Annotated in this window: 15 protein-coding genes and 1 pseudogene; 1 reads left to right on the top strand and 15 read right to left on the bottom strand. The window is 63.9% G+C overall.

The window, feature by feature from the left end; all coding sequences use genetic code 11:
• The first annotated feature begins 195 nt into the window (after positions 1 to 195).
• Positions 196 to 960: a PilZ domain-containing protein gene (locus G4G28_RS16000; RefSeq protein ID WP_229425127.1), complete on the top strand. Its 765-nt coding sequence runs from the start codon at positions 196 to 198 to the stop codon at positions 958 to 960.
• Positions 961 to 1424: 464 nt separating this feature from the next.
• On the opposite strand, the gene G4G28_RS16005 is transcribed toward G4G28_RS16000, so the two are convergent.
• From G4G28_RS16005 to flhC, 15 genes and pseudogenes are all read right to left on the bottom strand, one after another.
• Positions 1425 to 2630: an EAL and HDOD domain-containing protein gene (locus tag G4G28_RS16005; RefSeq protein ID WP_183107578.1), complete on the bottom strand. Its 1206-nt coding sequence runs from the start codon at positions 2628 to 2630 to the stop codon at positions 1425 to 1427.
• Between the two features lie 69 nt (positions 2631 to 2699).
• Positions 2700 to 3340: pseudogene (cheZ, locus tag G4G28_RS16010) on the bottom strand (protein phosphatase CheZ).
• 2 nt (positions 3341 to 3342) lie between these two features.
• On the bottom strand, positions 3343 to 3735 hold the full coding sequence (cheY, locus tag G4G28_RS16015; protein ID WP_182989015.1) for a chemotaxis response regulator CheY: 393 nt from the start codon (positions 3733 to 3735) through the stop codon (positions 3343 to 3345).
• Positions 3736 to 3860: 125 nt separating this feature from the next.
• Complete coding sequence (locus G4G28_RS16020) at positions 3861 to 4925, bottom strand: chemotaxis response regulator protein-glutamate methylesterase (RefSeq protein ID WP_182989016.1); 1065 nt, start codon at positions 4923 to 4925, stop codon at positions 3861 to 3863.
• A 19-nt stretch (positions 4926 to 4944) separates the two neighbouring features.
• The gene (gene cheD / locus G4G28_RS16025) at positions 4945 to 5538 is read right to left on the bottom strand and encodes a chemoreceptor glutamine deamidase CheD (protein WP_182989017.1); all 594 of its coding nucleotides are present in this window, start codon (positions 5536 to 5538) and stop codon (positions 4945 to 4947) included.
• 42 nt (positions 5539 to 5580) lie between these two features.
• A complete protein-coding gene (locus G4G28_RS16030) occupies positions 5581 to 6435 on the bottom strand; it encodes a CheR family methyltransferase (RefSeq protein WP_182989018.1) in 855 nt (284 codons plus the stop codon).
• Between the two features lie 61 nt (positions 6436 to 6496).
• A complete protein-coding gene (locus tag G4G28_RS16035) occupies positions 6497 to 6985 on the bottom strand; it encodes a chemotaxis protein CheW (RefSeq protein ID WP_182989019.1) in 489 nt (162 codons plus the stop codon).
• A gap of 20 nt (positions 6986 to 7005) precedes the next feature.
• Positions 7006 to 9138 carry a chemotaxis protein CheA gene (gene cheA, locus G4G28_RS16040; RefSeq protein WP_182989020.1) on the bottom strand — a complete coding sequence of 711 codons (2133 nt, stop codon included), beginning with the start codon at positions 9136 to 9138 and terminating at the stop codon, positions 7006 to 7008.
• A 49-nt stretch (positions 9139 to 9187) separates the two neighbouring features.
• A complete protein-coding gene (locus tag G4G28_RS16045; protein WP_136218645.1) occupies positions 9188 to 9553 on the bottom strand; it encodes a response regulator in 366 nt (121 codons plus the stop codon).
• 44 nt (positions 9554 to 9597) lie between these two features.
• Entirely contained in the window at positions 9598 to 10146 is a 549-nt protein-coding gene (locus G4G28_RS16050; protein WP_182989021.1) for a chemotaxis protein, read from the bottom strand.
• Positions 10147 to 10171: 25 nt separating this feature from the next.
• On the bottom strand, positions 10172 to 11110 hold the full coding sequence (gene motB / locus G4G28_RS16055) for a flagellar motor protein MotB (protein WP_182989022.1): 939 nt from the start codon (positions 11108 to 11110) through the stop codon (positions 10172 to 10174).
• A gap of 62 nt (positions 11111 to 11172) precedes the next feature.
• Positions 11173 to 12033 (bottom strand): flagellar motor stator protein MotA, encoded by an 861-nt coding sequence (motA, locus tag G4G28_RS16060; RefSeq protein ID WP_182989023.1) that lies wholly within the window; start codon positions 12031 to 12033, stop codon positions 11173 to 11175.
• Positions 12034 to 12172: 139 nt separating this feature from the next.
• Positions 12173 to 12679: a class I SAM-dependent methyltransferase gene (locus G4G28_RS16065; protein WP_308600791.1), complete on the bottom strand. Its 507-nt coding sequence runs from the start codon at positions 12677 to 12679 to the stop codon at positions 12173 to 12175.
• Between the two features lie 84 nt (positions 12680 to 12763).
• Positions 12764 to 13006 carry a hypothetical protein gene (locus tag G4G28_RS28470; protein WP_308600793.1) on the bottom strand — a complete coding sequence of 81 codons (243 nt, stop codon included), beginning with the start codon at positions 13004 to 13006 and terminating at the stop codon, positions 12764 to 12766.
• On the bottom strand, positions 12990 to 13556 hold the full coding sequence (flhC, locus tag G4G28_RS16070) for a flagellar transcriptional regulator FlhC (RefSeq protein WP_182989024.1): 567 nt from the start codon (positions 13554 to 13556) through the stop codon (positions 12990 to 12992). The genes G4G28_RS28470 and flhC overlap by 17 nt, the downstream gene beginning before the upstream one ends.
• Between the last annotated feature and the right edge of the window lie 72 nt (positions 13557 to 13628).

A 13628-nucleotide genomic window follows, 5' to 3' on the forward strand; every position in this document is an offset into this window, starting at 1 on the left:
TGCAAATAGGAATTAACGTTTTGCAACACCCGGCCCGGCGGTTTATACTAGGAGCGCCTAACATAACCGTCAGGGCAAGGGATGCGGCCACCCGACGCGGCGACGAAGACAGTACAACTGTACGGCAGGGAGCCGCAAGGCGGCTATGGCGGTCATGTTAGGCGCTCTCAGGCTATTGCTGCAAGGACCTCCTCCGTGACCGACATTTCCTCCCGCCCGCCCCGCAAGGGTCCGCCCCGTGCCACCGACCTGATCGCGCGCATCGCCGCCAGCGCTCCGGCACACGAGATGCGCGATCCTTATGACATCGGCGAGACCCTGTCGACGCTCGCCGGCACCGGCGAGCCGCTGACGATCTACCCGGCCGGGCTGGCCGAGCCGCTGTTGTGCCGCGTCGAGTCCGTGCATCCGGAAGACCCGCATTTCACGCTGGACATCGCCGATGGCGCCGTCATTCCTCCAGGCCGGGCGAGTTTCGTGGCTGCCCTCGCCGGCAACGCCAAGCTGCAGTTCGACCTCGAGGGCGACTGGGCCGCCCTGCCCGGCCAGCCCAACCTGGTGCCGGCCGTATTCCCCGACACCTGCCTGGTGCTCAACCGGCGCGCCTCGCCCCGTCTGGATACGCCGGTCAACGGCAGCTATGCGGCAAGCTTCACCCTGCTCAACAAACAGTTCGAACTGCCCCTGTGCGATTACTCGACAAGCGGCGTTGGCCTGCGTGCCACGCCCGACCAGGCGGCCGAGCTGTACCTGGGCAGGAAGCTGCGCAGCGTGCGCCTGCAGCTGGGACCGGCATTGACGATTGTCGCCGACCTGGAAATCCGCCTGCTACGCCCTTTCCGCAGCTTCCTGCTGGGCGAGCAGGTGCAGGTCGGCTGCGCCATCAGCAATATCGAGATGCAGATGCAGCAGACGCTGGAGCGCCTGGTGACCTCGAATCGGGGACGGCCCGCGGCTTGAGAAGAGCGCAGCCGCGGAGGCTGCTTCGCGAGAACCGTAGGGTGGAGTCCCGGCTCCACGTCGTCGGACGCAGGAAGGCTGCGCGGTGCGCAGGATGAGAGTGCGCGCGTTCCGGTCGGGTCTCAGATCTCGAACCGCTGACCTTGCACCGCGTGGCGTCATTGAAGCCGGGGCTTCAATGACGACTCCACCCTACGATTCGTGGCCCTGCATGCGCGATGTGAACGCATGGGGTCATTCAGTAGCCGTAGGGTGGGCTCTTGAGCCCACGCTGTCGTACTGCTGCATACCTCGGAAAACGCAAACATCCGACATGCAAGCGCTTCGGGTGATGCGTCGTATTTCGAACCGCGTACGTTGCACCGCGTGGGCTCAAGAGCCCACCCTACGATTCCTGGCTGCCCATGCGTGGGTTGAACGCGTAAGGCCATTCAGGCTGGGGGCCTGATGACAAGCCTTCCATCCTACGCCGTGACCGCCTGGGCCCAGGCCAGCGCCGACAGGTGCGCCTTGTTGACGTCGAGCGGGCTGAGCTCGAGCGAACCGGCCAGCGAACCGACCAGGTGCGAACTCAGTTCGCAGGCTTCCGCCAGCGCCAGGTATTGGCCGTACTTGCCTTCACGGCGCAGCAGCGCGTGCACGACCTCGGTCGGCAGCGGGATGGTGTCGAGCACTTCCTGCATCGGCAGGCCAAGCAGGCGGTCGAGCAGCGAAAACATGCCTGCCACGAACAGGTTCTCGCCCTCGCCCTTGCCCAGCGCGGCCTGGCCCAGCAGTTCGGTCAGGCGGCCGCGTACCACCGCCGTTTCCATCAGCACCGGCGAATAGCCGCTGGTGCTGGCGCTGGCAAGCAGCAGGGTCAGCCAGCGGTACAGCGGCGCATAGCCCATCAGGCTGATCGCCTGGCGGATCGACTGCACTTCGCGCCCGGCACCGAAGCCGGCCGAGTTGATGTTCCTGAGCAGCTTGTAAGTAAGCGCCGGGTCGCGCTTCAACACGCTTTCCAGCTTCGGGATGTCTTCGTTGTTCTGCACCATCTGCATCAGCTGCAGGATGACGGTCTGGGTCGGGTTCAGGCCCTTCACCGGGTTGCCGGGACGCGGGGTCAGGTGCAGCTTGCCCACGAACGCGTCCAGGCCCAGCGCCGCAGAGGCATCGTAGTCGACCCAGTTCGTCACCGGCCGGCCGACCATGCGCAGCGAAGACTGCCGGGCGGCTGCGTAGGTGCGCGCCTGGGCGCCGACGTCCACGCCCGAGAAGCGCATTTCGATGTGCGAGGCGTAGGGCGCGAGCGCCGGGGTGAGGTGCTTGACCTCGAGACCGCGGATCGAGACGCCGACGCCGCCGGCCCGCACCGCCTGCACGGCGGCGCGCGTGTCCGGATCCATCAGGTGGCGCGCCTGCAGGCTCAGCACGGTGCGCTCGGGCGGCAAGGCAAACAGGGCGTCGGTCGAGAGCATCGCCGGCACGGCATCGAGGAAGAGCAGCTTGTCGCGCAGCAGCCAGCCGTCCTCGTCGTCATTGAAATGCTCGGCCACGAAGCCGACGAGGGCTTCGAGGTCGGCGTCCGTTACTGCCCCTTCGCCGTGCTTCCACAGCAATTCGTAACCGATGACACGCTGCGCAGGATCGAGCAGCGGTTCGCGCACAATAAAGTTGGTGTGATGCATGGATCAGTCGCGGAAGTTTAGCAATGAGGTAGCAATGCGGGAGTGAAAACGGCGGCACTGCCGCCGTCCTCAGAAACCCAGGCTGTCGAGCAGGTCGTCGACCTGGCCCTGGTTGGCCACCACCTCGACGTTGCCCTCGGGCTTGATCTGGGGGCCGTTCAGGAGACCGTTATCGAGCTCGCGCTTGATTTCGCTCGGCGCGAAATCGATCAGCACCTGCACCAGCTGCTTTTCCAGGTCCTGGGCGATCGAGGTGATCTTGCCGATCACCTGGCCGGTCAGGTCCTGGAAGTCCTGGGCCAGCATGATGTTCATCAGCTCGGAGCGGGTGGCAGCCGCGGCGCGCTCGTTCTCGCGCATGACGGCGATGCTGCGCTCGGCCAGGGCGCGCCAGGCGCCGTCGCCGGCACCCTGCCCCCGCCGTCGAGCAGCGCCTGCCAGGATGCACGCAGCTCGGCGCTGCGGCTCTCGATGGCGTCCTGCAGCGGGCTTGCCGTATCGGTGGCGTCGAGCACGCGCTTGGCGGCCTGCTCCGACAGGCGTGCCACGTAGTCGAGGCGATCGCGTGCGTCGGGAATGTCGCTGGCGGCTTTCTCGACCAGCTTGTCAAGGCCCAGGCCGCGCAGGCTGTCGTGCAGCGTGCGCGTCATGTGGCCGACCCGGATCAGGACTTCGTCATGCGAAGCCTGATCGGCGATAGGCTCGACCATGCTCAGGCCTTTTCCATTTTCTCGAAGATCTTGTTCAGCTTCTCGTCGAGGGTGGCCGCGGTGAACGGCTTGACGACGTAACCGCTGGCGCCGGCCTGGGCCGCCGCGATGATGTTTTCCTTCTTCGCTTCCGCGGTCACCATCAGCACCGGCAGCTTGGCCAGCGCGGGATCGGCACGGATGTTCTGCAGCATGGTCAGCCCGTCCATGTTGGGCATGTTCCAGTCGGAGACCACGAAGTCGAACTGCTCGCTGCGCAGCTTTGCCAGGCCCTGGACGCCGTCCTCCGCTTCGTCGACGTTCGCGTAACCCAGTTCTTTCAACAGATTCTTGACGATGCGGCGCATCGTCGAGAAATCGTCAACAACCAGGAAACGCATCTTTGGATCAGCCATGAAATACTCCGTTGATTCTTCTACTAATGGTTAGTGTGGCTTGAGTCGCTGCAACAAGCAACCTCAAGAATAGCATTTTTGTTGCCGTACGGCGATAAAACAGGCCGAAAAGGGCGTAATCCGGATCAAACGCGCAACGCTCGTCCGCCGTGGGCGGCCAGGTGACCCAGCACCATAGCCGGCAAGGCGGTCAAGGCGCCGACTTCGTGGGCGCCGCCCAGGGCAATGGCCTCGCGCGGCATGCCGAACACGACGCACGAGGCCTCGTCCTGGGCAAAATTGTGCGCGCCCGCGTTCTTCATTTCAAGCATACCAGCAGCGCCGTCTTTACCCATGCCCGTCAGGATCACGCCGACCGCGTTCTTGCCGGCGGCCACGGCCGCGGAGCGGAACAGCACGTCCACCGACGGACGGTGGCGGTTGACCGGGTCGGTCTGCTCGATCCTGGTCATGTAGTTGGCACCGGAACGCACCAGCAGCAGGTGCGAGTGGCCGGGGGCGATATACGCGTGGCCAGGCAGCACCCGTTCGTTGCCCTGCGACTCGACGACGCTGATCTTGCACAGCGAATCGAGGCGTTTGGCGAACGAGGAAGTAAAGCCTTCCGGCATGTGCTGGGCGATCAGGATGCCCGGGCAGTCCGAGGGCATCTGCATCAGGAATTCGCGGATGGCCTCGGTGCCGCCGGTCGAGGCGCCGATGATGATCAGCTTTTCCGACGAAGTCAGCGGACTGCGCAGCGCCGGCAAGGCCGTCGTCTGCCCGCTCGCCTGCAGCGTGCGCGCCTTGACGCGGGCACGGCTGGCCGCCCGGATCTTGTCGGTGATGAGTTCGGTGTACTCGCGCATGCCGGACTGGATCGAGATCTTCGGCTTGGTGACGAAATCGACCGCGCCCAGTTCCAGCGCGCGCATCGTGATTTCCGAGCCGCGCTCGGTCAGGCTCGACACCATCAGCACCGGCATCGGGCGCAGGCGCATCAGCTTTTCGAGGAAATCGAGGCCGTCCATCTTCGGCATCTCGACATCGAGCGTGAGCACGTCGGGGTTGGTTTTCTTGATCAGGTCGCGCGCGACGAGGGGATCGGGCGCCGTGCCCACCACTTCCATGTCGGGCTGCGAGTTGACGATCTCGCTCATCACGCTGCGAATCAGGGCCGAGTCGTCGACGATCAGGACCTTGGTTTTCATTCGTAATCCTTCAGACAGGTCAGAACAAATCGATATCGCCGCCCACGGGCTCGACCTTGAGCCGCTTGGCGTAGTCGAGCTCGCGCTTGGCCAGCGTATCGTTCTGGGTTTGCATCAGTTTTTTGACCAGCACCTTGCCCGTGCGCGGGAAGAAATACACCTTGCGCGGGTGGATGTCGTTCAGGTCTTCGGCCAGCACGGGAATGCGCTCGGTCTTGAGGAAACTGGTGACGAAAGCGGCATTGCGTTCGCCGACGTTCATCGCCGTGAAGCCGCGCAGCACGGCGCCGCCGCCGAACACCTTCGCTTCCAGGTTCTCGCGGCGGGCGCCCGCTTTCAACAGGTCGTTGATCAGCACTTCCATCGCGAAAGTGCCGTAGCGCATCGACGCCGAGACCGGGCTGCTGCCGTCGCCGCTGTCGGGCAGCATGAAGTGGTTCATGCCGCCCAGGCCGCTGATGCGGTCGCGGATGCAGGCCGACACGCAGGAACCGAGCACGGTCACGATCAGCATGTTCTTCGCGGTGTAGTAATACTCGCCCGGCAAGATCTTGGCCGCATCGACATCGAAGGTGCGGTCATAGTAGACATTGGTGGCGAACTGGCTGTTCATGGATTTTCCTGTGGTGCGCGTCGGGTGCGATCTGCGGGTGCGTCAGGCGCGACGATCGCTGAGTTCGTAGACGGTCTTGCCGCGCAGGCGCAGCGCATTCGACACGTACAGGAAGTTTTCGGAGTGGCCGGCAAAGAGCAGCGCATGCGGCTTCATCAGGGGCACGAAGCGGGACAGGATCTGGCGCTGGGTGTTCTTGTCGAAGTAGATCATCACGTTGCGGCAGAAGATGGCGTCGAACTGTCCGCTCACGGGCCAGTTGTCACTCAGCAAATTGAGCTGGCGGAAGCTGACCAGCTGGCGCAATTCCTGGCGCACGCGCACCATGCCTTCGTGCCGGCCCTTGCCGCGCAAGAAAAAGCGCTTCAGGCGCTCTTCCGACATCTTTTCCACCCGGTCCAGGCCATACACGCCTTCGCCCGCCGTGGCCAGGACGTTGGTATCGATGTCGGTGGCGACGATCTGCACCGGCGGCGTGAGGGTATTGAAGGCCTCGCACAGCGTCATCGCGATCGAATACGGCTCTTCGCCCGTCGAACTGGCCGAGCACCAGATGGTCAAAGGGCCCGGCTCGCGTCCTCGCAGGGCCAGCACGTGCTCGGCCAGCAGCGGGAAGTGATGGGCTTCGCGGAAGAACGAGGTCAGGTTGGTGGTGAGCGCATTGGTGAACGCTTCCCACTCTTCCTTCATGCGCCCCGCTTCCAGGTCGTCGAGGTATTTCGCGAACGACACGATGCCGGTGGCGCGCAGGCGCCGCGCCAGGCGGCTGTAGACCATTTCCTGCTTGCTATCGGCCAGCGAGATGCCGGCCTGGCGGTAGATCAAGGCGCGCACGCGCTCGAAGTCGGCGCGCGTGAAATCAAATTCCTTGACGGTGTCGGATTTATGTAACGGCACGTTGCCTTAACCTTGAAGTCTTTGCCGGCGAGCCGGGTTCCATTGCTCGGTGCCGTTCGACTTACGCCGCGAGCTTGTTATCGATCAAACCCATTTCGGCGGACGACATCAGGCGGTCGATGTCGACCAGGATCAGCATGCGCTCATCCACCGTACCCAGGCCGATCAGGTAATCGTTGCTGAAGGCGGTGCCCATGTCAGGGGCCGGCTTGATCTGGTCCGGGGTGAGCGTGGTCACGTCCGACACGCTGTCGACCACCATGCCCATCACGCGCCCGCCGATGTTCAGGATGATCACGACCGTGAACTGGTCGTAGGTCGGGGTGCCGAGCTTGAACTTGATGCGCATGTCCACCACGGGAATGATGATGCCGCGCAGGTTGATCACGCCCTTGATGAATTCCGGCGCATTGGCGATGCGGGTGACGGCTTCGTAGCCGCGGATTTCCTGCACTTTCAGGATATCGATCCCGTATTCTTCCGAACCGAGCGTGAAGGCCAGGTATTCGCTGCCGGCGCCGTCGTGGGCGATCGTCTGGGTAATGGACATGATGCTTTCCTTGTTGTAATTCAAATGGAGGCCACTGCCTCGTCGGCCAGTTGGCGCGACGAGCGGACCAGGGCCGCCACGTCGAGGATCAGGGAGACGCCGCCGTCGCCCAGGATGGTGGCGCCGGAAATGCCCGCCACCTTGCGGTAGTTCGCTTCCAGGTTCTTCACCACCACATGCTGCTGGCCGACCAGGTCGTCGATCAGGAGCGCCGCGCGCTTGCCTTCGGACTCGAGGATGACGACGATGCCGTCGGCCGGCTCGAGCGACTGCGGTTCGATGCCGAAGAAGGCATGCAGCTTGAGCAGCGGCAGGTATTCGCCGCGCACCTTCAGCACCTGCCCGCGGCCGGCGATGTCGCGGATGTCTTCGCGGCGCGGCTGCAGCGACTCGACCACATACCCCAATGGAAGGATATAGATTTCTTCGCCGCAGCGGATGGTCATGCCATCCAAAATGGCCAGGGTCAGCGGCAGCGAGATCGAAATCGTGGTGCCGAAGCCACGCGCGGAGCGGATATCGACCGAACCGCCCATGGCCGTGATGTTACGTTTGACAACATCCATGCCGACGCCGCGGCCGGACACGTCGGTCACCACATCGGCCGTCGAGAAGCCCGGCGCGAAGATCAGCTGCCAGACTTCGGTGTCGCTCATGCTGCTTGATACGGCAAGCCCGTTCTGGGCCGCCTTGGCCAGGATGCGTTCGCGGTTCAGGCCGCCGCCATCGTCGGCCACTTCGATGACGATGTTGCCGCCCTGGTGGCCGGCCGACAGGAACAGGCGCCCCGCTTCCGACTTGCCGGCGGCAGCCCGTGCTTCCGGCATCTCGATGCCGTGGTCGATGCTGTTACGCACCAGGTGGGTGAGCGGATCGACGATGCGCTCGATCAGGCCCTTGTCGAGCTCGGTCGCGGCGCCGTGGGTGATGAAGTCGACCTTCTTGCCGAGTTTACCGGCGAGGTCGCGCACCATGCGCGGGAAGCGCGAGAACACGAAGTCCATCGGCATCATGCGGATCGACATCACCGCTTCCTGCAGTTCGCGGGTATTGCGGGTCAGCTGGGACACCGAGGACAGCAGGCGCTCGTGCAGCATCGGGTCGAGATTGCTGGAACGCTGCTCGATCATCGCCTGCGTGATGACGAGTTCGCCGATCAGGTTGATCAGCTGGTCGACCTTTTCGACCGAGACGCGGATCGACGACGATTCGGCGCCCTTCTCGTCTTTCTTGGCAGCCTTTTTCTCGACTTCCTGGAGCTCGGCGGCGACGGCGACGGCCTTGACGGCGGGCGGGCTCGTTTGCGCCATCGCACGGATCTGCTCGATCGGCTGGAAGAAGCCGTAGCCGCGCTCGTCGTCCGACGGCTCGGCGCTGGCGGGCGCGATCTCGTCGGCCGGGTCGAAGAAGCCGTAGCCCTGCTCGTCCTCGATGCGGGCGCGTTCCGCCGCTTCCAGCGCACGCTGCTCGGGCGTGAGGGGCGGCGCCTCGAAGATCTTCAGGTCTTCCGGGTCGAGCACGAACGAGCAGATGGCGATGATGTCGTCCAGGCTCTCGTGGGTGGTGATGACGAGCGCGGTGCGGCCGCCGTCGAGCGGGGTGACGGAGACCCGGCCCATCAGGCCGAGTTCGTCCACCAGCGCGTTGATGTCGCGCTGTTCGACGTTCGGCAGTTCGATCTTGAAGCGGCGCGCGCCTTCGCCCGTCTGCGCCTTCGGCTCGGCGTGCAGGAAGGACGGGGCAACGATGGAGGCCGCCGGCACCAGGCCTTCGGACAGGTCGTGCAGCATCATGCGCACGTTGGCGACCGTGTCCTGGTCGACGGCGGCGCCATTGCGGTGGCCGTCGAGCTGCATCTTGAGCGTGTCCTTGGCCGCCAGGAAGGCGTCCACGTGCTGGCTCGTCAGGGCCATCTCGCCCTTGCGGATGCGGTCGAGCAGGCTTTCGAGCACGTGCGTGACTTCGCTCATGTCGGTGATACCGAAGGTCGAGGCCCCGCCCTTGACCGAGTGCGCGGTGCGGAAAATCGCGTTCAGGTCCTCGGCATCGGGCGCACCGACGTCGACGCCGAGCAGCAGCCGCTCCATTTCGGCGAGCAGCTCTTCGGCCTCGTCGAAAAAGACCTGGTAAAACTGGCTGATGTCGATCGTCATGGTGAAATCCTGCGCATATTCCCGAGCATGTGCTGCTGCATCATCGCAATCAGCCGATCACTTTCTTGACGACTTCGATCAGGCGCTGCGGATCGAAAGGCTTGACCAGCCAGCCGTTGGCACCGGCCGCGCGGCCCTTCGATTTCATTTCGTCGGACGATTCGGTGGTGAGCATCAGGATCGGCACCTTCTGGTACTCGGGCAGGCCGCGCAGATGCTTGATCAGCGACAGGCCATCCATGCGCGGCATGTTCTGGTCGGTCAGCACCAGGTCGACGACCTGGTTCTTCGCCTTGTCGAGGCCATCCTGGCCATCGACGGCTTCGACCACCTGGTAACCGGCGGCTTTCAGGCTGAACGCCACCATCTGGCGCAGCGAGCTCGAATCGTCGACCGCGAGAATTGTTTTAGCCATGTTGTGCTCCTGCTGTTTTCTTGGGTTAGAGGGTGAACGAACTGTCAGAACAGTTCGATGTCGCCGCTTTCGAGATGCTGTTGTTCGACCGACTTGCGCAGCACGCTGCGCAGCTCGAGGGACTGGATCGCCAGCGCCATGCTGACCTTGCCCAGGCGCTCGACGATTTCCTCGCTGCATGTTTCGGGCCGGATGTCGGCATTGTGCTCGTCCAGGGTGCCGAGGAAGTCGCGCAGGCCGGCCACGCGCTTGAGCGTACGCTCAATCAGCTGGCTCGTCATGTCCTGGAACTGCATGCTCGTAATGGCCGTGTTGACGTGGGTGCCGATCTCGCTTGATGTCGCCGCCAGCGCGGCGCTGTCTTCGGCGGAGAGGGTGCCGCTGGCGAGCAGGCGGTCGATCGTCTCCTGGCGCGCACCGACGGCGCCATGGATGGCCAGGAAGCTGGCCGTCAGTTTTTCGACCGCTTCTTCGAGCAGCAATTCCGTCTGCAGCAGGTCGGTCTCGACCTCGCTCAGGTGGCGCCGCCCGTGCGTGGAGACGCCCGACAGCAGGCGCTTCACGTGCGATCCCAAAATCTTTTTTCTTGTCATGATCATCTCCAGGCCTCTTCCGGCTTTACTTCGCCGCCGCGGTCATCGCCGCCGCCGCCTTCGGATCGGCCTTGACATCGTTCGCGGGTACGTCGAGCGTGGCGGCGTCGCGCATGACCGCTTCTTCGGTACGCTTGTTCATGACGATGATGCTGATGCGCCGGTTGATCGGGTTGAACGGGTCGGCGCGGTCGAGCGGCGCGGCCGCGGCCAGTCCCACCACGCGCAGGATCTTGTCGTCGGACAGGCCGCCCACCACCAATGCGCGGCGCGAGGCGTTGGCACGGTCGGCCGACAGTTCCCAGTTGCTGTAGCCGGCATCGCTGAAATACGGCGTCGAATCGGTGTGGCCGGACAGGCCGATGCGGTTCGGCACATCGTTCAGCACCAGGCCCAGCACGTGCAGGATGTCGCTCGTGTAGGGCTGCAGCGTGGCTTTGGCCAACGCGAACATCGGACGGTTCTGCTCGTCCACGATCTGGATGCGCAGGCCTTCGCTGGTGATGTCGAGCAGCAGCTGGTTCTGGTATTTCTTCAGCAGCGGATTGGCTTCGATGACCGATTCGATCTTCGCCTTCAGCGCGGCCAGGCGCTCGCCCTCGGCGCGTTCCAGCACTTCCTTGGCGTCGTTCAGGTCGTAGGTCTTGTGGTTGGTCTGGGTGTCGCCTTTCTTCACCTGGCCGTTGCGGCGCGTCAGGTCCTCGCCGCCGCCCTTGATCACCGACGAGCTGTCGCCCGAGCCGGAACCGCCCGACATCGCCACTTTCAGCGGGTTCTTGAAGAATTCCGAGATACCGTCGAGGTCGCCCTTGGAGGTCGAACCAAGCAGCCACATCAACAGGAAGAAGGCCATCATCGCCGTCACGAAGTCGGCGTAGGCAATCTTCCAGGCGCCGCCATGATGCCCGCCAGCGGTCTTCTTGATCCGCTTGACGATAATCGGGCGCATTCCTTCATCGGCCATGGTGTTTCCGTGCAGTCAGGTTGAGTCGTCGAAAAGGCGTACGGGCGGCGAGCAGCGCTTGCTTACTTGCTCTTCGACTTCTTGATGTGCTCTTCGAGCTCAGCGAAGCTCGGGCGCTCGGTCGAGTACAGCACCTTGCGGCCGAATTCCACGGCCAGCGCCGGCGCATAGCCGTTCAGGCTGGCGAGCAGCGTGACTTTCACGCACTGGAACATCTTGCTCGATTCCTCGAGCTTCTGCTCGAGCAGGTTCGCCAGCGGACCGACGAAGCCGTAGGCCAGCAGGATGCCGAGGAAGGTACCGACCAGCGCCTTGGCGATCAGGATACCGAGTTCCGCCGGCGGGATGCCGACCGATTCCATGGTGTGCACCACACCCATCACCGCCGCCACGATACCGAAGGCCGGCAGGCCGTCGCCGAGCTTGGCGATCACGTGGGCCGGCACGGCACCCTCGTGGTGGTGGGTCTCGATCTCGTTGTCCATCAGGTTTTCGATCTGGAAGGCGTCCATGTTGCCCGACACCATCAGGCGCAGGTAGTCGGCCATGAATTCGATGATGTGGTGGTCGGCCAGCACGAGCGGATACTTCGAGAACAGCGGGCTCGCTTCCGGCGACTCGATGTCGCCTTCGATCGACATCAGGCCTTCCTTGCGCACTTTCGAGAGCACGTCGAACTGCAGCGACATGAGTTCCATGTACATCTCTTTGGTGTACTGCGATCCCTTGAGCACGGTCGGCAGCGCCTTCATGGTCGCCTTGATCGCCTTGTTGTTGTTACCGACAAAGAAGGCACCGAGGGCCGCGCCACCGATCATCAGGAGCTCGATCGGCTGGAACAGCACGGCCGCATGGCCGCCGGCCATGACGAAGCCGCCGAAGACGGAAGCGCAAACGATGACGTAACCGATAATGACTAACAAGACACAGCTCCAGAAGGCGGCCCGCCAGGCCTGAGGTAAGGTATGTTCCGAGACTAGTCGTCTCGGAAAAGTTTTTCCGTAGGGAACTACAATAGCGGGAGAATGGCCCACGGGCAAGTAAAACAGCCCGGATTGTCGCCTAAAAGTGCCAAATGTAGAGAGTTCGACCAGTATCTTGTAGATAGACAGATAAGGTCGGCGGACACTCCTCGATAGCGAACTCATAACTCATGAGCATGCTGCCAACACGCATCTCGCGCCTGGCCTTTTTCCACAGCGCCGGCATCGCCGCCGGTGACAGGTAGGCAAACACCACGTCGAACTGTGCGAAGTCGAGTTTTTCGTAGTCGCCGAGCAGGAAGCGGGCGCGGCTGCGCTGCAGGCGCGCCCGCAGCCAGCTCGCCAGCCAGGGCAGCGGCGCCAGTTCGATGCCGACCACGCGGGCGTCGAGCCGGCGCCGCGCCAGGTCCAGCACCAGGCCGCCGAGCCCGCTGCCGATGTCGATCACCGAGATCGCCCTGCCCTGCGGCAGCAGCTCGGTCACCACGCGCGCCCAGGCGCTGCGCCCGGACGGGTAGTACGGTACCTGGGTGCGGAAGGTCGACCAGTACAGCACCAGCATGAACAGGAACACCACCAGGAACACCCAGGGCGGCAGGCCGAGGCGGCCGGCACCCAGCAGGGCCAGCGGGAACAGCAGCGCGATCGCAATCCACCAGGGCGCCAGGCGCTAGCACCAGGTCAGCGCGGCGGCGAACAAGCCTTGCAGTAGTGCGGCGGCGGGATAGCCGGGCGCGGCACCGGCACGGGCGAGCACGAAGACGGCAAGCAGGGTCAGGGGAAAGGCGGCGCACTGGCACAGCAGCGCGCGGATCGACGGCGGGCGGAGGATACGGCGCAGGAAACCAGTCGGCGAAACGGCGCCGCCGGCATCGCCGGACGGCTGCCCGGACGAGTCAGGCTTCCGAAGCATCCTGCCGGGCGGCGGCTTCGGCGGCATCCTTGGCCTTGCGTGTCTTGCCCGCACGCGAAGGCATGTGGCACAAGCCGCACAGGTAGCCGCTGTTCAGATCGAGGGTATTGACGACGAACTTGCCCTTGCATTTCTCGCAAGGCGCCAGCTTGAGCATGCCGCTCTGGAAGAAACGCACCAGGGTCCAGGCGCGCGTGAGCGACAGCAGGGGCTCTTCGCCTGGCGCGGCGGGCATTTGTTCGAGGTAGAGCTTGTACGCCTTCATGACGGCCTCGACGCCAGTGGCACCGGCGTTCTCGACCAGGAAGTTGTAGATGTTGATGAACAGCGAGGAATGGATGTTCGGCTGCCAGGTCAGGAACCAGTCGGTGGAAAACGGCAGCATGCCCTTCGGGGGCGAGACCCCCTTCAGTTCCTTGTACAGCTTGATCAGGCGCTCGCGCGACAGCGAGACTTCGCTCTCGAGCAGTTGCAGGCGCGCGCCCAACTGGATCAGCTCGATCGCGAGCTGGATTTCCTGCGCTTCTGTTACGACGCTTTTTTTACTCATCCGACACTCCCGCTTCAGTCGTGATCATCCTACACCATCGGCCACAACTCAGCGGGACATCCGGGGCAAAAA

The sequence above is a fragment of the Massilia sp. Dwa41.01b genome (assembly GCF_014171775.1).
Lineage (GTDB): Bacteria > Pseudomonadota > Gammaproteobacteria > Burkholderiales > Burkholderiaceae_D > Telluria.